This window comes from Sphingobacterium puteale, assembly GCF_003627955.1.
GTDB classification, from domain to species: domain Bacteria; phylum Bacteroidota; class Bacteroidia; order Sphingobacteriales; family Sphingobacteriaceae; genus Sphingobacterium; species Sphingobacterium puteale.
Window position 1 is genome coordinate 20,018 of record NZ_RBWS01000012.1, and the last position, 21,798, is coordinate 41,815.

Below are 21,798 nucleotides of genomic sequence, written 5' to 3' on the forward strand. Positions count from 1 at the left end.
AGCTCTTGCGAAAAAATATAGTCCCTATCCCAGTGCAGTTCTATGGATTTAGAGGTTGCCTTTTTTCATTTCAGAGACAGCATAATCTACGGCTCTAGCTGTTAATGCCATATAGGTCAGCGACGGATTCTGCGTTCCTGTTGAGGTCATACAGGCACCGTCGGTGACAAATACATTTTTCACCAAATGTAACTGGTTCCATTTGTTCAACAAAGAGGTCTTGGGATCCAATCCCATACGTACTCCACCCATTTCGTGGATATCCAAACCCGGATTTTGGTTGCTGTCACTGACTTTGAGATTCTTGACTCCTGCAATATCCAGCATCTCCTGTCCTTGTTGAAAGAAGTCATCTCTCAATTTGTAGTCATTTTCCTCGTAACCGACAGCGGTAATCAATTGTGGAATACCATAAGGATCTTTCTTGTCTTTGCTCAATCGCACATGATTGCTTTCCTTGGGAATCGTCTCCCCTTGCATCATCATGGAAACACCCCAGCCTCCCAGTTCAGCTAAACTGTCTTTGTAAGCCCCACCAACTGACACTCCCTCAAAAGCCCCTCCCCGCGAACGGTAAGCGCCAAAAAACGAAGCATAACCTCTCAAAAAATCAGTTTCCTGCCGATGTACATTTCTAAAATTGGGAATAATAGGTTGGGTTGGCCTACGCCCATAATAATATTTATCTTCATAGCCTTCCATTGTACCCGATATTGAGCCCAAATAATTATGAAAAGCGACATATTTACCCAACAGGCCACTATCATTTCCAAGGCCATTCGGAAAACGATCGGAAGTGGAATTCAATAAAATCTGGTTTGTCGCTAATGCAGAGGCATTGACAAAAATGATTTTCGCAAAGAACTCTTGACTCGCCTTTGTGACTGTGTCGATGATACGGACACCGATCGCTTTCTGTAAACTATCATCATAAAGTATGGATTCGACAATCGCCTGGGGGCGTATGGTCAACTTTCCTGTTTTCGCCGCCCAAGGTAAAGTAGATGCATTGGAGCTAAAATATCCACCAAAAGGACATCCACGATGACATAGGCTACGTGCCTGACATTGACTCCGCCCTTGATCGATATGGATCTGCCGAGGTTGGGTCAAATGAGCACAGCGCCCCTGAATCACCGGACGATCTTTATACTGCTGCTCTATACGTTGTTGTATTGCTTTCTCCACCACGTTCATCTCCCAAGCGGGAAGAAAATCACCATCTGGCATCGCATCAATTCCGTCCCTGTTACCCGATATTCCGACGAAATGTTCGACATACGAATACCAAGGTGCAATATCATCGTAACGAATAGGCCAATCCACTGCAAAGCCATCCCTTGCAGGCCCTTCAAAATCGTACTTAGACCATCGCTGGGTCTGACGGGCCCAAAGGAGAGATTTACCGCCAACTTGATCAGCCCGAATCCAGTCAAATGGTTTTTCCTGGATATAAGGCTGGGCAGCATCCGGCAGAAAAAAGTGTTTGGCGTCTTCCCGATAGACATAGCATTTTGAAGCAATCGGATTTTCATCCTTGGTCTGCTGTTCCACCTGTCCCCCATGCTTGAACTGCCAAGGATCCATATACGCTGTGGGATAATCCTGAATATGTTTGGCATCTTTACCTCGATCCAAAACAAGTGTTTTCAATCCTTTCTCGCAAAATTCCTTAGCGGCCCATCCGCCAGATATGCCCGAACCGATCACAATAGTGTCAAAATGATTTTCCTTATTCATCTTTATATTTAGGTCGTATTTGAAAAGTTAATATACTGTAAATAATGGTATTGCAACAAATATTCTAAGCAACTTACATGATTTTGTTACAAAATAAATGCTGGATATCCTACATCGACGGGGTCTTATCTAACGATGTTTTTTAATAGGTGCTATCCAATACTTTCGAATAATTATTTTAAATATTTAACCATTTTCAATTAATCCTTCTAATTTTTTACATGTCTTAAAAATATAGTTTTGAAAAAGCAAAGTAGCAATAGTGATAGAGATTGCGTTTAAAGAATAAAATAAAAAAAAGGTTATGAGAAAAAATGTATTTAAAGTTATGGTCATGATGCTATTCGTTTTCGTCGCATCTACAACAGTAAGTAAAGCACAAATGGTGATTGATAAAATAGACTTAAATATTTTTCCTGCAGCGGAAAAAGGATACAAAAAAATGGTTATCGAAGTTCCATATTCGGAGAATGACAAGAACAAGAAGATCGAATTCTCTGTAGGTAAATGGATGGAGGTAGATGGTTGTAACAATTTTAATCTAGCTGGTTCTTTTGAGAAAAAAGATCTTCAGGGCTGGGGGTATGATTACTATGTATTCAAAACCAACGGAAATGTAGCAAGTACCATGATGGCCTGCCCGGATAAAGCCAAGAGAAATCTTTTTGTAAGCGCCCAACCCGAAACAGTACGTTACAACGGTCGGATGCCTATTGTTATTTATGTCCCTGAAGGATATGAGGCACAATTCAAAATCTATTCAACAGATGGAGATACCTATCGGGCTGCTGAAGTCAGAGAAAAGAAAAAATAATAGCCACTAAATTCTGTTTAGTTGGCCCAAAAACAACAAACAAAGCTTATAAAGAATAGGCCGTCTCATAATTTCTTACGAGACGGCCTCTTTTATCTTTATTATCCTTATCTATTGATTATTGAAATTTTTTCGCGTTTTGTTTACGCTCATTTTCTGTCAAATAGATTTTACGTAGACGCATAGATTGTGGTGTTACCTCAATATATTCATCTGCCTGAATATACTCCATACATTCTTCTAATGAGAATTTGATTGCTGGAGCAATACGTGTATTGTCATCTGAACCGGAAGCACGCATATTTGTCAATTGCTTTCCTTTAGTAACATTGATTGTTAAATCGTTATCACGGATGTGCTCACCCAAGATTTGTCCTTCGTATACATCTACACCTGGATCCACGAAGAAACGACCACGATCTTGCAATTTATCAATAGAATATGCTGTAGTTGAACCTGTATCCAAAGAAATCAATACACCTGCCAAACGACCAGGGATTGTACCTTTCCAAGGCTCGTAACCTTTCAAACGGTGAGCCATTACAGCTTCACCAGCTGTTGCAGTCAATACGTTGTTACGTAGACCAATGATACCACGAGAAGGAATAGAGAATTCAAGATGTTGCATATCACCTCTAGCTTCCATGATCAACAATTCACCTTTACGTTGTGTTACCAACTCAATTACCTTTCCAGAAACATCAGAAGGGACATCAACAACAAGCTCTTCAATCGGCTCACATTTTTGACCGTCGATTTCTTTCACGATAACTTGAGGTTGTCCTACTTGTAATTCATAACCTTCGCGACGCATTGTTTCGATCAATACAGATAAGTGAAGGATACCACGTCCGTATACCAACCACGCATCAGGAGATTCGGTAGGAACTACGCGCAACGCCAAGTTCTTTTCTAATTCTTTTTGTAAACGATCGTAGATATTACGAGATGTTACCAATTTACCTTCTTTACCAAAGAATGGGGAGTTGTTGATTGTAAACAACATGTTCATTGTTGGCTCATCGATGCTGATAACTTCCAATTGCTCGGGATTTTCAAAATCCGCGATGGTATCACCGATATCGAAACCTTCGATACCAACGACAGCACAAATATCACCTGCATGTACTTCTGGCACTTTGATACGACCTAAGCCTTCAAAAACCTGAAGTTCTTTAACACGTGACTTAACCACTTTTCCATCACGTTTTACCAATGATACTGGTTGGTTTTCCTTGATAGTACCACGGGCAACACGACCGATAGCGATACGTCCTACGAAAGTTGAGTAATCTAATGATGTTACCTGCATCTGCAAATTACCTTCAGTAACCACCGGAGCAGGAATATATTTAATGATTGCTTCTAACAAATCCGTGAAGTCTTCGGTACGATTTTTCCAATCTGTAGACATCCATCCTTGTTTTGAAGAACCGTATAATACTGGGAAATCCAATTGTTCTTCGGTAGCACCCAAGTTGAAGAATAAATCGAAAACATTTTCGTACACTTCATCAGGACGACAGTTTTCTTTATCCACTTTATTGACAACAACGATAGGTTTGATACCTAATCCAAGTGCTTTACCTGTAACGAAACGTGTTTGAGGCATTGGACCTTCAAAAGCATCTACAAGTAATACTACACCATCGGCCATCTTCAATACACGCTCCACTTCACCACCAAAGTCGGCGTGACCAGGAGTATCAATGATATTGATTTTAACACCTTTATATGTTACTGATACGTTCTTAGATACAATAGTGATCCCGCGCTCACGCTCTAAATCATTATTGTCTAGGATTAATTCACCAGCATTTTCATTTTCTCTGAATTGATTGGTAAAATATAAAATTTTGTCTACAAGCGTAGTTTTACCGTGGTCGACGTGAGCGATGATCGCAATGTTTCTAATGTTTTGCATTGAGCAAGAATAATTTTATAAAATTTTAGGGTGCAAAGATAAACATTTTGCACCATAAAATTTATAACTATGTGTATTTTATTTAATTACACCCAATTCTTTACCTACTTTGGTAAAGGCGGCGATCGCTTTATCCAGGTGTGCGAGCTCATGTCCTGCCGAAATCTGAACACGGATACGGGCTTTTCCCTGAGGCACAACAGGATAGTAGAAACCGATTACATAAATGCCTTCGTCCAACATTTTAGCCGCGAATTCTTGTGCAAGTTTCGCGTCGTAAAGCATCACAGGGACGATCGGGTGGAAACCCGGCTTGATATCAAATCCGGCTTCCGTCATTTTTTCACGGAAATATTTTGTATTGGATTCCAGTTTATCACGCAACGCTGTTGTCTCGCTCAACATATCCAATACGGCAACAGAAGCGCCTGCAATCGCCGGCGCTAATGTATTTGAAAATAAATACGGACGAGAACGCTGACGTAACAAATCAATGATCTCTTTTTTACCGGATGTGAAACCGCCAGAGGCTCCGCCGAGGGCTTTACCTAAAGTTCCAGTAATAATATCTACACGATCGATCACATTGAAAAGTTCATGTGTCCCGCGACCGGTAGCACCAATGAAGCCCGTACAATGTGATTCATCGATCATTACCAACGCTTGGTATTTGTCGGCCAGGTCACAGATCTTGTCCAATGGCGCCACTGATCCGTCCATGGAGAAAGCCCCATCGGTCACGATGATTTTGTGTCTTGCGCCGGATGCTGCCTGTAGCTGTGCTTCCAAGTCTGCCATATCCGCATTTTTATAACGGAAACGTTGTGCTTTACACAAACGTACCCCATCAATGATCGAAGCGTGGTTCAATTCATCCGAAATAATTGCGTCCTCAGCACCAAACAAAGGTTCGAAAACACCACCGTTCGCATCGAATGCCGCCGCATATAAAATCGTATCTTCTGTTCCTAAGAACTGGGAAATCTTTGCTTCTAATTCTTTATGCACATCTTGGGTACCACAGATAAAACGTACAGATGACATGCCATATCCGTGTGTATCAATCGCTTTCTTGGCCGCTTCGATTACTTTTGGGTGAGAAGACAGGCCCAAATAATTGTTAGCACAAAAATTGACAACTTCCTGTCCTGTGCTTACTTTGATGTCTGCTCCTTGTGGAGTAACGATCACCCGCTCTTGTTTATACAATCCCGCTTCTTTGATTGCTTCCAATTCCTTTTGTAAAACTGGTTGTAATGTATTGTACATAATTTGATTTTATTTTTTTATACAATATTACAGTTTTTCTTTGGTGGAAACAGCCTGTTTATTGAGAATTCACCGCAAATCAATGTTTTGATAACATTAAACCGTTTGCACAAATTTACGTAGCACTTTGGCTTCTTTCTTTTCGCAACGAATAATGGCTCCATCAAGAGGAGATAATAGGCAAACTACATTGGATCGTCGGGAGCATGGCAAGGTGGACTTAACGTGGACGCTATACGGACTTAAGATGGACGCAGTCCTTAGCCAATTTAGATCTGGCGCTTTGTATTCCTTTGTTTTAGGTCAACAACATATGATTTAATACGGATTGGCTTATTCGTAACGCAGGGCATCCACCGGATCTAATTTTGAAGCTTTTGATGCCGGATAATAACCGGATAGCATTCCCACAAGGCCACATACTGCAAATCCGAGAATAATAGCTGCCCAAGGGATAATAAAGGATGTTCCCAGCTGAAGGGCCAACAAATTACCGATCAGGATACCGATAAATATACCCGCGACACCGCCCATCATACAGATGACAATGGCTTCCATCAAAAACTGCTTGCGTATCACACTGGGCGTAGCACCTATTGCCTTCCGGATACCGATCTCTCTTGTCCGTTCAGTAACCGACACCAGCATGATATTCATCAGTCCGATGGATGCACCAACAAGGGTGATAAAGGCGATCACTACTGCTCCTAAGGTCACCATCGCCATATTCTGCATCAGCATTTGTGCCACCGCATCGGACTTGGTAATCTCAAAATCATTGGTTTGCCTTGCCGATAGGCCGCGGATATTCCGAAATACAATGGAAGCTTCACCAATAGCTGCTTCCAAACGCATGGGATCATTGGACGATACGGTGATCACATAGGATGGCTCTACGACCTGCATGACCGATCTTGCTTTCACCAGGGGAATAAAGCAGGCCCTATCGCCACCCATACCCGCGGAAGAGCCTTTGCTTTTTAGCACTCCGATGACCTGGTATCGGATATTATTGACCGTAATAAACTGCCCGATGGGGTCAATGATCTCCCCAAAAAGCATTTTACTGACTTCACTGCCGATGATAATCACCGCTCCCCCGGTCTCTACATCACGGACAGAGAAATTACGTCCTTCACTGACGATATAGCCCGAGGTCTGAAGATAATTTTCATCGGTACCAATAAGGCCGATATTTGGGTTTGTCTTTTTTGACTGAAATTTTGCGGTTGAATTCCATGTTACGTTGGCACTGATGGATGTCGTCGCATTAAAATGAAAATTCTGTTTGAACCTTGCGGCCTGGGCATAGGTAATATTGGCAAATACCTTAGACCGTGTACCTCCTGTACCGATCTGCACATTCAATCCCCTATTCCGTATATTGAATGAATTGGACCCCATGGAAGAAAAGGAATCCGTTAAGGAGTTTTTCATGGCGTCAATAGATGTCAATACACCGATCAGGGCCATCATCCCTATCGCAATGATCAATGCCGTTAAAAATGTCCGCAACTTGTTACCTACAATAGATTGCAGTGCAAGTTTTACATTTTCAACATAAGACATTTTTACGGACATGCGGCGACTTTTATAATTTGCAGATGAAAATACTGTTATTCCTCCACAAAACCAAAAGGCAATTTATTCTAATGGAATAAATTGCCTTTTTTATAACAGGTCAACGCCGACAGAAAGGTCGTCATTAGCTTTCTAAATAGCTTACATCCTATTACTTTCAGCCCTAATTAGATGATTAATTGATCCTTTTCCAGGTCTCTGTCCGTCCGAGCAAACTAACCCCCACATAGCCACGTATGTCGAGTTTGTCCCCTTTTAAAGTCATTTTACAACTATAGGTTTTCCCTGTTTTTGGATCATAGATCTTCCCATCTTCATAGGTATTTCCATCTTTTTCAAAATTGGTCAAGATCTCCAATCCCTGAATTGCCCGGCTCTGAAGCGCCTTGTCTGGGTTTTTAATATCTTTCTTGGGCTGTCCAGCTTCATTATTTGGAAATTTAAGCCAATAAAGCTTACCAAAAAATTTGTCCCCTTTTTTATAAATCTCCACACGGCCCTCGCCGCTCGGGTTTTCCCACTTTCCGATAATCGGATCTGTTTGCGCAAACAATGTTACTGTAACAAGCAACATGATGAATGACATCATAATTTTCTTCATTGGTCTATATTATTTTTATGAATTTATTTTAACATTTTTTTGCCTATCTCTCTAATCGCCTATCTCCAAAAGATTCTAGAAAAGAAAAATAAAACCGTCTAACCAATTCCAATGGAGTCCGGCGCATTAAAGCTTGTGGACTTATAAGTTAAATATACAAAATATTTACTATGCTTGCATATATTTATTTCCCATATCCCCTACTGATTTAAATAGATAAAAGAGCTGTTTCTTTCTGCTCTCATATTGGCTGATAAAAGAGAGACTCGATTTTTCATATATAAAGCCAGCTGACGTAGGGTTCGGAGATTTTTTGGAACTGCTTCGCCCTTTGTTCGCCCCTGATTCGAAAATGTTATACCCTTTTTCTGTGGAGAAGTACCGTACAAGATCCGAAGCAGTCCCCGACCTGGCATGGCAAAAAGGCGAAGGAACGGGCCGAAACTTTGGCATTGCGTTTGCACGATAGTTATTATATTATTACTTTATTCACTGTTTATAAATTAGCACATATTATGAAATTTATTATTAGTCTTCTACTTACTGGCGTAGTCGTCGCAGTTGCCTGTTGGATTGTTCCAGGTGCACATGTAGCAGGATTCGGCTGGGCTATTGTCGCGGGGTTGGTAATCGGATTTGTCAATGCAACCGTAGGTTCAATTTTGAGATTGTTCACTTTTCCATTAAACTGGCTGACGCTTGGGCTGGTTTCCTTTATTATCACCGTTTTGATGGTATTACTTTCAGACTCGCTCCTTGGATCCAAATTTGATGTGGATGGATTTTGGACAGCAGCGTTGTTCGCCATAGTCGTTGCCGTATTGGAAATGATCATCGGAAGCACTTCAAAAGACTAAAATTATATAATTATATATAAAAAAGGCTGTTTTCCGATTGGGGAAAACAGCCTTTTTCGATATCAGCAGGAATGATGATCTTTCGACGGAAAGACTATTTCTAAAGCTGTTTATGCGCTATTTTAATTCCCCTCCCCTCGCTTTTTAAGCTTAAAATAGCTAAATTTAAATTATTTAACAGATCCTCCGATATATGTGCGAACACAACCACGAGCATAGCCATACAGAAAAAGAGACTCCCTGGTGGATATCACAACGCAAACTTCTTATTGCACTTATCCTATTGATCACACTGTTGATCCTCAAATACGCCTTTAAGATCACGCCTCCTTTTTATGCTTCTTTATTTTTAAATGGTGTAGCGTACCTACTAGCAGGTATACCCGTTCTGCAGATGGCTTTACGGAAGGCCAAACGCGGCGATTTCTTCAATGAATTCTTTTTGATGAGTGTTGCAACCTTAGGGGCTTTTGCTATCCGGGAATTTGAAGAAGGGGTTGCCGTAATGGTCTTTTACCAGATCGGCGAATGGTTTCAGGATACAGCTGTAGATAACGCCAAAAAATCCATAAAATCGTTGTTGGACATCCGTCCGGATAAAGTCACGGTCTTGCGGGATGGAAAACAACTGGATGTAGATCCCAAAACCGTCAACATCGGTGAAGTGATTGTTGTTAAAGCAGGCGAAAAAGTTGCACTGGATGGGAAACTGCTGAATGAACGGGCTGCATTCAATACCGCAGCGCTCACCGGAGAAAGCAAGCCCGACACGAAATATAAGGGGGACGCCGTCTTTGCGGGTCTGATCAATTTAGAATCAGTTTGTGAAATCAGCGTAAACAGCCTGTTCAAGGACAGCAAGCTGAGTAAGATATTAGCGATGGTGCAGGATGCGACGGCGCGCAAATCCAAAACACAGCTATTTATCTCCAAGTTTGCAAAAATCTATGTCCCTATTATCTTCGCACTTGCTGTTCTTGTCCTTATCGTCCCGATATTTATTGCCAGTGACTACAGCTTTAGAGACTGGTTTTATCGTAGTCTGGTATTTCTTGTGATCAGCTGCCCCTGTGCCCTGGTCGTCTCGATCCCCTTAGGTTACTTCGGCGGAATAGGACTAGCTTCCAGAAACGGGATTTTGTTCAAAGGCGGTAATTTCCTGGATGCCATCACTGCTGTCGATACCATTGTCATGGATAAAACGGGTACCCTTACCGAAGGTGTTTTTGAAGTCAAAGAGGTCGTTGCTGTCAATGGACAGTTGGCGGAACTATTGGATTATGCCAAAGCCATTGAATCCAATTCGACCCATCCCATTGCAAAAGCGATAGCGCGCTACCATCCGGGAGATCCCACTTTTATTACCAAAGGAATCGTGGAAGTACCTGGTCATGGGCTCAAAGCGACGATCAACGATAAGCTTGTCCTTGCCGGCAACAGCAAACTGCTGGACAAGTTTGACGTCTCCTATCCGGAAGAAATAAAGCAAATTGTCCATTCCATCGTACTGATTGCAATAGACAGCCAATATGCAGGTTACATTACGGTTGCAGACCGAAATAAACCAGACGCTAAATCGGTAATTTCAGCCATGCGGGCACAAGACTTGTACACGGTCATGCTGTCCGGTGACAAAAAAGCGGTAGTGGGTGATGTGGCGAGGGAACTGGGGATAGATAAAGCCTACGGCGACCTTCTGCCAGAAGATAAAGTAAGCCATGTCCAAAGATTAATCGACGAAGGGCGAAATGTAGCTTTCGCGGGCGATGGCGTCAACGATGCTCCTGTGGTTGCTTTGGCTCAAGTAGGCATCGCAATGGGCGGATTAGGTGCAGACGCGACTATCGAAACGGCAGACGTTGTAATCCAAAATGATGAACCGCATAAAATTTTGTCTGCCATCAAAATCGGTAAGATCACCCGTAATATTGTCTGGCAGAATGTCGTCCTGGCAATGGGTATCAAAATTATTGTGCTGATCCTCGGGGCCGGAGGGGTTGCCACACTATGGGAAGCTGTGATCGCTGATGTTGGTGTGGCGCTATTGGCGATTTTAAATGCCATCCGAATTCAGAATAAAACGATATAATACAGTCCAGAAAGGACTGTTTAAAAGCAAGAAAAACTGTAAAAATACATTCGGCCAACCTTGTTTGAAGATCAGCCGGATGTACTATATGGATGAATTAATCGCGCCAGGATTTATAGGCATTGATCAATCCATTGGTGGAAGAATCATGGCTGGTGATCAGATTATCGTCGCTCAGCTCCGGTAGAATCTTATTGGCAAGCTGTTTACCAAGTTCAACCCCCCATTGGTCAAAACTATAGACATTCCAAATCACCCCCTGTACAAATATCTTGTGTTCGTAGAGCGCGATAAGTCTGCCCAATGTCCGTGGAGTCATTTTTTTCAATAAAATGGAGTTTGTTGGCCGATTGCCCTCAAACACTTTATAAGCTTTTAATTCTTCGATCTCGGCATTGGACTTACCTGCTTTTTGGAATTCAGCAACAACCTCTTCCTCGGTTTTACCATTCATCAAGGCCTCTGTCTGTGCAAAGAAATTAGACAATAAAAGTTGATGGTGATTGCCGATCGGGTTAAGGCTATTTGCAGGCGCGATAAAATCACATGGAATCAATTTCGTCCCCTGATGGATCAACTGGTAAAAAGCATGCTGACCGTTTGTTCCGGGTTCGCCCCAAATAATCGGCCCGGTCTGGTAGTCGACACGTTCGCCATTGCGGTCAATGTATTTTCCGTTGCTCTCCATGTCTCCCTGTTGAAAATAAGCTGCAAAGCGATGCAGGTATTGATCGTAAGGAAGGATGGCATGGCTTTCAGCCTCAAAAAAATTATTATACCATATACCGAGCACAGCCAATATTACCGGAATATTTTCTTCAAAAGCGCTGGTTCTGAAATGCTCATCTGCTTCATAGGCACCTTCTAAGAGTTCCTCGAAATTATCAAATCCGATCGCCAGACTGATGGAAAGCCCAATGGCAGACCATAGTGAATAGCGCCCACCAACCCAATCCCAAAATACAAACATATTTTGCGGATCTATACCAAAAGCCGTTACAGCCTCTGTATTGGTACTCAATGCCGCAAAATGTTTGGCGACATCTTCCTGCCCGGCTCCCTTACTCAGAAACCAATCTTTTGCCGTATGTGCATTGGCCATTGTCTCCTGGGTAGTGAATGTTTTGGATGCAATTAGAAACAAGGTAGTCTCCGGGTCAACTTCTTTTAGGGTTTCGGCAATATGTGTTCCGTCTACATTAGACACAAAATGCACGTTCAGCCTGGTTTTATATGCCTTTAAAGCCTCGGTTACCATCACCGGCCCCAAGTCAGAACCTCCGATACCGATATTAACGACATCAGTAATGACTTTTCCTGTATAACCTTTCCATTCGCCAGAGAGTATCTTTTCTGTAAAGGCTTTTATCTGTGCCAATACACTTCTAACCGCAGGCATGACGTCCTTGCCATCCACAAAGACAGGCTTATCGGACTGATTCCGCAAGGCGGTATGCAAGACGGGTCTATTTTCGGTCACATTGATCCGCTCTCCGGCAAACATCGCCGCTATTGCTTCGGATAGATGACATTCTTTGGCAAGCTGAACCAACAATGCCATGGTCTCCTCGTTGACGCGATTTTTGGAATAATCTAAAAGAATATCCTCAAAGAGAATCGAAAACTTCTTAAATCGCTGTGGATCCGCTGCAAAAAGCTCACGTAAGCCCTGCTGATTGATATCAATATAATGATCTACCAAATATTGGTAGGCTTTGGTCGTTGTAAAATTAATTTTTGGAAACATACTGTTTTTATTGAAATTATTTGTTTTAAATCACAGTAAGAACCTTCAGCATCTTTTTACCACATGCATTGAAGCTCATTAAACAAAGGTTTATACTGTTGACACTATCAAAACTAAAAAAAAAAGGCCAAATATTAGTATGGAGATATTAGATTGAAGATTTTGCTTCCCCAAGCCCCGGTGCTTACCAATTGTTTCCATTTTTTTTAATTTTCAATTTCTACTTTTTAATTTCTACATTAGCAGATATGACAAAAGAACAAATTCAAGACTTGAGGGATCGTGTTACATCCCTGAGGAGGCATCTTTGACATCGATGTCCGCAAAAATGAAATAGAAAGAGATCAGGCAATTACGCTGGAAGCAAACTTCTGGGATGATTCGAAGGCTGCAGAGAAAATATTGCTTGCGATCAAAAACCAAAAAGTATGGACTGATCATTTTGATGACGTAGCGTCAGCGGTTGAAGACACTTATGTCATGTATGAGTTTTTTCAATCCGGGGACGCAACAGATAAAGAACTGGACGATCAGTATAAACTTGCATTGGAAAAGATCGAAGAGCTGGAGTTCAAGAATATGCTCAGCGCCGAGGAGGATCAATTGGATGCCATCCTACAGATCACAGCTGGTGCCGGAGGTACCGAAAGTTGTGACTGGGCAGCCATGCTGATGCGCATGTATATTATGTGGGGTGAGAAAAATGGATATAAAGTGACCGAGCAGGACTCCCAGGAAGGCGATGTCGCGGGAATCAAAAGTGTTACTCTTCAATTGTCCGGAGCATTTGCTTATGGTTACCTTAAAGGTGAAAATGGCGTACACCGACTGGTCCGCATCTCGCCTTTTGACTCCAACGCCAAACGACATACCTCATTTGCATCGGTATATGTCTACCCATTGATTGACGACAACATAGAAATAGACGTTAAAGATTCGGAAATTGAATGGGACACCTTCCGTTCAGGAGGTGCCGGTGGCCAGAATGTCAACAAAGTGGAGACAGCCGTCAGGCTACACCATAAACCCACTGGCATCATTATCAAAAATCAGGAGACGAGATCGCAATTACAGAATAAGGAAAATGCGCTGCGCTTATTGAAATCGCAACTGTATGAGATTGAAATGCGCAAACGGCAGGAGGCCTCCGCTGCAATCGAAGGAAATAAAAAGAAAATCGAATGGGGATCCCAAATTCGTAATTATGTCTTGCATCCTTATAAATTAATCAAGGATTTACGGACAAATTACGAAACATCAAATACCCAAGCGGTACTGGATGGCGACTTGAACGATTTCCTGAAAAATTATTTAATGGAATTTGGAGGTTAATCTGCCATAAAAAACTAGAAAATTGAAGACGCTCCATTGATGGGCGTCTTTTTTTTGTCAAGCAATCACTGCCTTCTTTCATACACAGTCTGTCACTGTAGCTGTCAATCACTCTTTAAAAAAATCTCAAAAACGTTAAAAAACCTTAAATGTCGACTGTGTACACAGGGTAGCAAATAATTGATTAAACAGATGAACAATCAACTATAAACAATTAAAAAACAATGATTTACAAAACTTAAAAATGTATCAAGAACGTTACAAAGCATAAGTTTCTTCAATTTTTGGCACAAAATAAAGGCATGTATTTTGCGTTTATGCATTCGTAATATTTTCATTACAAAAGACCCTATGCTTGGGCCAGCAAAGAAAATAAAAAGAAGAATGTATATCTAAAAATAGAACGGTTATGAATTACATGAAAGAAAACTCAATCGTATCAAAGCAGATGGCCAAACAATGGAAACCTGCCGTGTACGACGTCAATGAAGAACAGCAACAAGCTCAGACAACAGTAAACAAAGTCGAAGAAAGCAATTTTGGAACGAAAGAATACGTTATTTTTGGAGCGACTTTTTTTGTGTTATTTGCATCAGTCTTTGGTGTATATATGCTTCAGCCAGATTTTGATGCATTACGTTTCCAACGTTTAGACAGTATCGGCGGAATATTTTTAATTGGCTTAGGAATATTTTTAGCCGTTGTCGCCCTAAGTTTTTTGATCTTTTTGATTGTGCTTCATCGAAGATACAAACCAATTGCGTCTGTTTCGGATGAAGAGCTACCTACCTGTACAATTATTGTTCCGGCTTATAATGAAGGACAACTGGTATACGACACACTCCATAGCTTGGCAAGCAGCGACTATCCGGAGAAAAAACTCCAGATCATTGCTATTGACGACGGAAGTAAGGACAACACTTTTGCCTGGATACAACGTGCGAAGATGGAATTGGGTGATCGTATTGAAATCTATCAACAACCCAAAAACATGGGTAAACGCCATGCATTATACCGTGGATTTAAATTGGGGACAGGCGAAGTTTTTATTACAGTAGATAGCGATTCTGTGGTCAACAAAGATACCATTCGCAATATGGCCAGTCCATTTGTGACCAACCCCGAATGTGGGGCAGTAGCAGGTAATGTGCGTGTACTGAATAATAAAAAGGCAATCATACCTCGTATGTTAAATGTGAGTTTTGTCTTCAGTTTTGAGTTTGTACGTTCGGCTCAAAGTATGCTTGGAACAGTGATGTGTACCCCTGGAGCATTATCTGGGTACCGCAGAGAAGCTGTTATGCACTGCTTGGAGGATTGGATCAATCAAACTTTTATGGGACAACCTTCTGATATCGGAGAAGATCGCGCCATGACAAATATGATATTAAAACAGGGATATCATGTATTATTCCAATCGAATGCTTACGTATACACCGATACACCTGTACGTTATAAAAATTTATATAAGATGTTTATCCGTTGGGAAAGAAGTAATGTGCGTGAAAATATTATGATGAGCCAGTTTGCTTTTAAGAATTTCCGTAAAGGGCCGAAATGGGGTGCACGTATCCTATTGATCATGCAATGGAAAAAAGTACTACTTTCCTACCCAATGATGTTATTAATGTTTTGGACCGTATTTCATTATCCATTGATGTTTTTGAGCTCAACGCTAGTCGGAATCCTTATATTCTCAAGTATTCAGGCTTATTTCTTTGCATCCAAAAATTCAGATGCAAAAGAAGCTTTCTGGGCTTATAGTTATAGCATATTTTACGCTTTCAGCTTATTTTGGATCACACCTTATGCCATTGCTACGGCTGGGCGTAAAGGTTGGTTGACAAGAGGCTAGTTTCGACGGAAAGAACGTATCTTTACTTTAAATATAAATATGACAGATTTTCAGATTAAAAAAATTGCCATTATTGGTCAGGGTTATGTGGGATTGCCTTTAGCGATAGCTTTCTCTGAATTCTTTCCGGTGATTGGCTTCGATATAAATAAAACTCGTATTGACGAACTTAAAGCTGGTATAGACCGTACACTTGAAGCAGATGGTGATGAGCTATTGCATGCACGGAATCTATTTACCGCATCGGAACAGCGCAGGGGCTACGATGCAAGTTCAACCGTTCATGATATCGCAGATGCCAATGTGTATATCGTCACAGTCCCGACGCCCATAGATCGTTATAACTCGCCTGACTTATCGCCGCTCTTGGCAGCATCTAAAATGATTGGAGAACTGCTAAAGGCTGGGGATTTAGTCGTCTATGAATCCACAGTCTATCCGGGATGTACCGAAGAGGAATGTGTCCCTGTTTTGGAAAAAAATTCGGGCTTGAAATTTAATCAAGACTTCTTTGTTGGCTACTCTCCAGAGCGTATAAACCCTGGCGATAAGGTGAATTCATTGCAAAAAGTAATGAAAGTAACTTCCGGAAGCACTGCCGAAGCGGGACTTGTGGTTGATGCGCTCTATAAAAAAATTATTCATGCCGGCACACATCTAGCTCCTTCCATCAAGGTAGCAGAAGCAGCAAAAGTGATTGAAAACGCGCAGCGGGATGTCAATATTTCATTTATGAACGAATTGGCCCTGATCTTTGATCGCGTTGGCATAGATACACAGGATGTGCTCGATGCTGCCGGAACAAAATATAATTTTCTCCGGTTCAAACCTGGTCTAGTTGGGGGACATTGCATTTCAGTAGATCCTTATTACTTAGCGCAAAAGGCGACGCAGCTGGGTTACCATCCGCATGTGATCTTGTCTGGCCGCGAGGTTAATGATCAGGTAGCTTCTTTTATTGCTTCCAAGGTGGTCAAACTGATGATACAGAAGAACATCAAATTTGACGGCGCGAAAGCCTTAGTGTTGGGGGTAACGTTTAAGGAAAACTGTCCTGATATCCGTAATAGCAAGGTCATTGACATGATCCATGATCTTAAAGAATTTGGTCTGGAAGTCGATATCTATGATCCTTGGGTAAATACAGATGAATTAAGAAAGCATTTTGGACTCGAATTATTGGAGACTCTACCGCAAACCGGTAATTACGACAGCATCATTCTGGCTGTAGGGCATCGTGAGTTTTTACACTTGGATCTCAAAAATTTAAAAAAGGATCCTTCTGTCGTATTTGACATCAAAGGAATACTTGACCGAAAATTGGTAGACGCCCGCTTGTAGTCTCATTTATTTGATACTATTTTTAGGTAGCATTCTTTTAAAACCTTCAGTTCTCACCGCCAAATATGGCGAAAACTGAAGGTTTTTCCATATTTGGAGGCAATGTAATCATTTGATTAAGAAAAATCTTCATCAAATCTTTTGTTTCGCAATTAACTTAACGCCACAATTATAGATCTGATCTCATTAAATTAAGCGCTATTTGGCACAAATTGCGGTAACTATGGAACTGTTAGGCGACACCGAGCTATTCACTAGCATTCAACCGGATAACCGTTATGCTTTTTCTGAATAAGTCAATCGCTATTCAGAGATCCTTTTCCGCATTATACGGCGCCGGGTTTGTCGTGATTCTATTCTATCTAAAAAATTGACTAAAATGGCGGGAATTGATAAACAAATTATCCAATAATTATCCCGGCAAATAGCGATATAACTAAGCATACATCTAAATATGCAACTATACATCTACCTGATCTCCAATTGAATAATACCTTTTTTTGTTTATGTGTAGCATTTACCAATAATTATCCGTACTATTAATAAAACCTAAAATAAGGTTAAGGCCAAGGGAAAATTCGCCTTTGTCTGATCAATATCAGATAATGTAACTACTATAAACTAAATCATGGAAAATAATTTGCGAAAATCAGATCAATTTAATGACCACAGCTACGGCCTCCATGCCAATTGGTACAATACCCTCTATCCAGAAAAAGAACAAAAGATTAAGGTAATCAAATCTTTAAATAGTTACAATGGAAGTATCAACCATTGGTTACAGAACCTTTTTTTCAATTGTCTGAATCCTTTTACCAAGGATAAAAATGCGAAATGGCTTACCCTTGGTGATGCTTATGGACATGACGCGCGACATCTACTTGACCAGAATATCCAGGATGTCACCGCAAGTGATCTGGATGACAGTTTCCTTAAAGTTTCCCATGAAGAAGAATTTATAAAGGATTTCTCCGCACAGAACGCTGAATCATTAACCTTGGAAGATGAGAGCGTGGATTATATACTCTGTAAGGAAAGCTACCATCATTTTCCACGTCCTTACGCCGCACTCTACGAAATGATCCGGGTAGCCAGAAAAGCTATTATAATTATTGAGCCACAGGACCCGATATCAAAAATGCCTTCCTTATTGTATTTGGCCAATCTACTGGGAAGAATCAACGACAGGACGATCAATAAGATCTGGAAAAATAGGTTCTCCTATGAAAAGGTGGGAAACTTTGTCTACAAGGTTTCGGAACGGGAATTTGAAAAATTTGCAGCTGGGCTTAATCTTCCTATGATTGCAATAAAAAAACTCAACCCAAACTTTTGGTTTCCGGGCAGTGAGCATATCAAAGCTAATAGAAAGGAGAAGCTTTTCAGGCGTATTCTTTTCAGAAAGAAAATACGTGATCTTTTTTCCAATTGGGGGATATTGCCGAGCCAGACACTTTCCATTGCCGTCTTTAAGAATATGCCCGATGATTCCCTAAAGAAATCCCTTATCGAAGAAGGATACAGATTGGTCGAGATCCCGAAAAATCCACATATCCAAAAGCCATCGTATTAATCACTTCTTTTGTCCCTGATCTTTGTTTCCGCGAGTTCATGTAAAAGGAGAAGATCATTTGGGGGCAATTGGACATGTTGGTACAGACCAAAATTAACCATCTGAACGTTGACAGACAGGATCTTCTTTTCGGAGTAATTTAAATCTGGGCTATTTCCCGCAATTTAAATGAAGTAAGATAAGTGCGACAGTATCGCTCCCGACGGGATTGGACGATTGAATTGCATAAAAAAAGCGACTCCTCTGAAGTCACTTTTGTAGCCCGTAGGGGAATCGAACCCCTGTTTCAAGAATGAAAATCTTGCGTCCTAACCCCTAGACGAACGGGCCGTTTTTTGTTTCGGTGTGCAAATATAGAAAGTTTTCTGTATCTGTCAAAATTTTCTCGGAATTTTTATTCATTTTTTTCTAAATAGATCACAAAACCCTCTGAAATGGCTATATTTAGACTCATTGAAAAAGTAACCAACATGACTAATTTTAAAAAAATTAAAAACCCGCTACTCTATGCTGGTCTTGGCATGGCATTTTTTAGCCAAGCAGCATATGCTCAAAAATCGAGCTCAATTGCCGATCAGCTGCAAATCACCTGGCAAGTCAAGGATGGCCAGAATATCCGTAAAAATCCTGTCTCAACAATCATTCTGAAAAATAAGGGCAGAAGTGCCATACAGCTGAATGATTGGAGCCTCTGGTTTAATTTTATCCGGTCTATTGATCCTGATAAAGTAGATAATAGATTTGCCATTGACCACAGGAATGGTGACCTATTTCAGGTTAGCTTTAAGAAAAACAATTTTCTATTAAAAGCACAGGACACCATCCATATTGATTTTACCACAACTGGACTCGTCAATTATACCGACGGACCAATCGGTTTGTATGTAAAAAACAGCAAAACCGGGCTTTCAACAGATATTCTGAACTATACAGCAGTGAAAACCGCACCTCAATCTGACACTGAAAAAGCGGATTATTGGTCTTATAAGTATGATCAGAACCAACTTACGGATGGAATCGAAGCACAAAGCATTATTCCTTTACCCAGTAATATTAACATCGACAATAACGCAAAGTTCAATATAACGAACGATACTAAGGTATTAATTGCCAGCGAATTTGCTTCAGAAGCGAATTTTCTGACAGATTTTCTAAACAAGTACACGGGAATCAAACTATCTCCTTCTTCGGCAAAAGAAGATGGAATTGTTATCGTCAAAACAAATGATCTAAAACCTGAATCCTACCGGCTAAACATTGATGCAAAGGGGATACACATAGAGGCATCGGATAAAGCAGGTGCATTTTATGCCATACAGTCTTTGAAATCCTTGATTAATCATCAACAATGGAATAAAACCACAAAATCAATTGCCTTACCTTACGCAAAAATAGAGGATAGTCCTCGTTATGGCTATCGTGGATTTATGTTGGATGCAGCCCGTAATTTTCATAGCAAGGCAGAAGTGTTGCGCATTTTAGACCTGATGGCCGCCTATAAATTAAATAAGTTCCATTTCCACTTTATTGACGATGAAGGTTGGCGATTGGAAATTCCATCCTTACCGGAACTGACTGCTGTGGGTGCTAACCGCACCGCTAATTTCGAAGACGGTAAAGGAATTCAACCCGCTTATGGTTCTGGTGCCACTGCAAAAGCGCATCAATTCTACACCGTAGCTGATTATATCGAAATCTTAAAATATGCGCAAGCAAGACATATCGATGTGATACCTGAAGTAGAAACACCGGGGCATGCCCGTGCGGCGATCAAAGCAATGCGCGCGCGTTATGCTCACTTCACTAAGGTGGGCGACAAACAGAAAGCAGAAGAGTTCCTATTGGATGATGCGGATGATAAATCGATCTATAACTCTGCACAGAACTGGAATGACAATGTGATGAACCCTGTCTTACCTTCAACCTATCATTTCCTGGGCAAAGTGGTCGATGAAATCAAAGCTATCCATGAAAAAGCTGGAGTACCATTGAAAATTATCGATTTGGGAGGTGATGAAACACCAAGCGGAGTCTGGGAAAAATCGCCGAAGATCCTTGCTTTCATGAAGGAAAATAACATCAGTAATGTACTTGATGTATGGCCAATATATATCGCCAAAATAAATCAACTTGTCCAAAGTAAAGGTCTGACTATGTCGGGATGGGAAGAAATGGGGATGCGTAATAAAGGGAAAGGAATGGAAGTTAACGCTGAATTGGGTAAATCCGGCATTCATCTCAATGTATGGAATAACCTGCCTGGACAAGGACAGGAAGATCTAGCCTATAAATTAGCGAATGCAGGCTATAAAGTTGTCTATACCAGCGCAGCAAACAATTACCTGGATATGTCATGGGATCGAGACTTTGCTGATCCGGGCCATAGCTGGGTGGGTACTGTAAACTTGAACAGAACCTATTCGTTCGCACCGGAAAACTTCTTCATCAACCTTCGTAAAGATGACACCGGAAAAGATCTCGTAAAAGAAGCTTATACTAACAAAGTGCAGCTTACTGCTGAAGGAAAGAAAAATCTGCTCGGCATCAAGGGTGCACTATGGGCTGAAAAAGTATCCACAGACCAACGCCTTGAGGAGATGATATTCCCCCGGTTAATTGCTATTGCCGATCGCGCCTGGGCGCAAGAACAAGCTTGGGAAAAAGGTAATTCTTATGATGAAGCAACCTATCGTAAGTCGTATACAGCCTTTATTAAGAAATTAGGCGAGGATGAATTGAGGAAACTGGATATTATTAATGGGGGGTATACCTATCGCCTTCCGAAGCTTGGAATAAAAAAAGAGGGTAACCAACTTTATATCAACACTGATTATCCCGGATTCAAAGTCTATTATACAGAGAATGGAAGCACACCGAATTTGAAATCAAAAGAAGTAAATGGCGCAATTCCTTTTCAAGCGGGCAACAAATATCTATTCAAGGTATTTGACTCCAAAGGTAGATCTGGAGATGTTATTGCCTATTAAAAACTGAGCTGGATTATTACAATAAATAGTGATATCCAATAAGCTCAAGCTCATCGGTGAAATAGCACGGCCGATAGCAGTTCTAAAA

At 41.1% G+C, this 21,798-nt stretch carries 14 protein-coding genes and 1 tRNA gene; 8 read left to right on the forward strand and 7 right to left on the reverse strand.

From position 1 onward, the window contains the following. Window positions 1-48 precede the first annotated feature (48 nt). Entirely contained in the window at window positions 49-1,740 is a 1,692-nt protein-coding gene (locus D7322_RS16130) for a GMC oxidoreductase (RefSeq protein WP_104384636.1), read from the reverse strand. A gap of 304 nt (window positions 1,741-2,044) precedes the next feature. Between D7322_RS16130 and D7322_RS16135 the strand changes: the two genes are divergently transcribed. Further along, complete coding sequence (locus D7322_RS16135) at window positions 2,045-2,554, forward strand: ecotin (protein WP_104384637.1); 510 nt, start codon at window positions 2,045-2,047, stop codon at window positions 2,552-2,554. A gap of 118 nt (window positions 2,555-2,672) precedes the next feature. Here the strand turns inward: D7322_RS16135 and typA are convergent, their stop codons facing one another. The 4 genes from typA to D7322_RS16155 all read right to left on the reverse strand — a co-directional run bounded on the left by typA (window position 2,673) and on the right by D7322_RS16155 (window position 7,929). Further along, a complete protein-coding gene (gene typA, locus D7322_RS16140; protein ID WP_104384638.1) occupies window positions 2,673-4,478 on the reverse strand; it encodes a translational GTPase TypA in 1,806 nt (601 codons plus the stop codon). Between the two features lie 78 nt (window positions 4,479-4,556). After that, a complete protein-coding gene (kbl, locus tag D7322_RS16145; RefSeq protein ID WP_121125323.1) occupies window positions 4,557-5,747 on the reverse strand; it encodes a glycine C-acetyltransferase in 1,191 nt (396 codons plus the stop codon). A 333-nt stretch (window positions 5,748-6,080) separates the two neighbouring features. Next, window positions 6,081-7,328, reverse strand: a complete 1,248-nt coding sequence (locus tag D7322_RS16150; RefSeq protein WP_104384640.1) for an ABC transporter permease — start codon at window positions 7,326-7,328, stop codon at window positions 6,081-6,083. 175 nt (window positions 7,329-7,503) lie between these two features. Beyond that, a complete protein-coding gene (locus D7322_RS16155) occupies window positions 7,504-7,929 on the reverse strand; it encodes a DUF2147 domain-containing protein (protein WP_104384641.1) in 426 nt (141 codons plus the stop codon). A gap of 515 nt (window positions 7,930-8,444) precedes the next feature. On the opposite strand from D7322_RS16155, the gene D7322_RS16165 reads away from it, so the two are divergent. Then, entirely contained in the window at window positions 8,445-8,786 is a 342-nt protein-coding gene (locus D7322_RS16165; protein WP_104384643.1) for a phage holin family protein, read from the forward strand. Between the two features lie 193 nt (window positions 8,787-8,979). Beyond that, a complete protein-coding gene (locus D7322_RS16170) occupies window positions 8,980-10,875 on the forward strand; it encodes a heavy metal translocating P-type ATPase (protein WP_121125325.1) in 1,896 nt (631 codons plus the stop codon). A gap of 97 nt (window positions 10,876-10,972) precedes the next feature. Here the strand turns inward: D7322_RS16170 and pgi are convergent, their stop codons facing one another. Continuing rightward, complete coding sequence (gene pgi, locus D7322_RS16175; protein ID WP_121125326.1) at window positions 10,973-12,622, reverse strand: glucose-6-phosphate isomerase; 1,650 nt, start codon at window positions 12,620-12,622, stop codon at window positions 10,973-10,975. A gap of 248 nt (window positions 12,623-12,870) precedes the next feature. Here pgi and prfB point away from each other — a divergent pair. The 4 genes from prfB (at window position 12,871) to D7322_RS16195 (ending at window position 18,723) form a co-directional block, all read left to right on the forward strand. After that, window positions 12,871-13,954 (forward strand): peptide chain release factor 2 gene (gene prfB / locus D7322_RS16180; protein ID WP_121125327.1). Its coding sequence is split into 2 segments (ribosomal slippage): window positions 12,871-12,930 and window positions 12,932-13,954, totalling 1,083 coding nucleotides; the frame shifts between segments, so codons are not numbered across the junction. A gap of 409 nt (window positions 13,955-14,363) precedes the next feature. Beyond that, window positions 14,364-15,809: a glycosyltransferase gene (locus D7322_RS16185; protein ID WP_220700095.1), complete on the forward strand. Its 1,446-nt coding sequence runs from the start codon at window positions 14,364-14,366 to the stop codon at window positions 15,807-15,809. A gap of 39 nt (window positions 15,810-15,848) precedes the next feature. After that, complete coding sequence (locus D7322_RS16190; protein ID WP_104384648.1) at window positions 15,849-17,150, forward strand: nucleotide sugar dehydrogenase; 1,302 nt, start codon at window positions 15,849-15,851, stop codon at window positions 17,148-17,150. Between the two features lie 628 nt (window positions 17,151-17,778). Further along, window positions 17,779-18,723, forward strand: a complete 945-nt coding sequence (locus D7322_RS16195; RefSeq protein WP_104384649.1) for a class I SAM-dependent methyltransferase — start codon at window positions 17,779-17,781, stop codon at window positions 18,721-18,723. A 258-nt stretch (window positions 18,724-18,981) separates the two neighbouring features. On the opposite strand, the gene D7322_RS16200 is transcribed toward D7322_RS16195, so the two are convergent. Continuing rightward, window positions 18,982-19,053: transfer RNA gene (locus tag D7322_RS16200), tRNA-Glu, on the reverse strand. Between the two features lie 104 nt (window positions 19,054-19,157). On the opposite strand from D7322_RS16200, the gene D7322_RS16205 reads away from it, so the two are divergent. Next, window positions 19,158-21,710 (forward strand): family 20 glycosylhydrolase, encoded by a 2,553-nt coding sequence (locus D7322_RS16205; RefSeq protein WP_121125329.1) that lies wholly within the window; start codon window positions 19,158-19,160, stop codon window positions 21,708-21,710. The last annotated feature ends 88 nt before the right edge of the window (window positions 21,711-21,798 follow it).

Coding starts and splice junctions, on each gene's coding strand:
- pgi (WP_121125326.1), bottom strand. CDS start 12,622: ATGTTTCCAAAAATTAATTTTACAACGACCAAAGCCTACCAATATTTG.
- D7322_RS16185 (WP_220700095.1), top strand. CDS start 14,364: ATGAATTACATGAAAGAAAACTCAATCGTATCAAAGCAGATGGCCAAA.
- D7322_RS16135 (WP_104384637.1), top strand. CDS start 2,045: ATGAGAAAAAATGTATTTAAAGTTATGGTCATGATGCTATTCGTTTTC.
- D7322_RS16205 (WP_121125329.1), top strand. CDS start 19,158: ATGGCTATATTTAGACTCATTGAAAAAGTAACCAACATGACTAATTTT.
- D7322_RS16130 (WP_104384636.1), bottom strand. CDS start 1,740: ATGAATAAGGAAAATCATTTTGACACTATTGTGATCGGTTCGGGCATA.
- D7322_RS16155 (WP_104384641.1), bottom strand. CDS start 7,929: ATGAAGAAAATTATGATGTCATTCATCATGTTGCTTGTTACAGTAACA.
- D7322_RS16170 (WP_121125325.1), top strand. CDS start 8,980: ATGTGCGAACACAACCACGAGCATAGCCATACAGAAAAAGAGACTCCC.
- D7322_RS16195 (WP_104384649.1), top strand. CDS start 17,779: ATGGAAAATAATTTGCGAAAATCAGATCAATTTAATGACCACAGCTAC.
- D7322_RS16150 (WP_104384640.1), bottom strand. CDS start 7,328: ATGTCCGTAAAAATGTCTTATGTTGAAAATGTAAAACTTGCACTGCAA.
- typA (WP_104384638.1), bottom strand. CDS start 4,478: ATGCAAAACATTAGAAACATTGCGATCATCGCTCACGTCGACCACGGT.
- kbl (WP_121125323.1), bottom strand. CDS start 5,747: ATGTACAATACATTACAACCAGTTTTACAAAAGGAATTGGAAGCAATC.
- D7322_RS16165 (WP_104384643.1), top strand. CDS start 8,445: ATGAAATTTATTATTAGTCTTCTACTTACTGGCGTAGTCGTCGCAGTT.
- D7322_RS16190 (WP_104384648.1), top strand. CDS start 15,849: ATGACAGATTTTCAGATTAAAAAAATTGCCATTATTGGTCAGGGTTAT.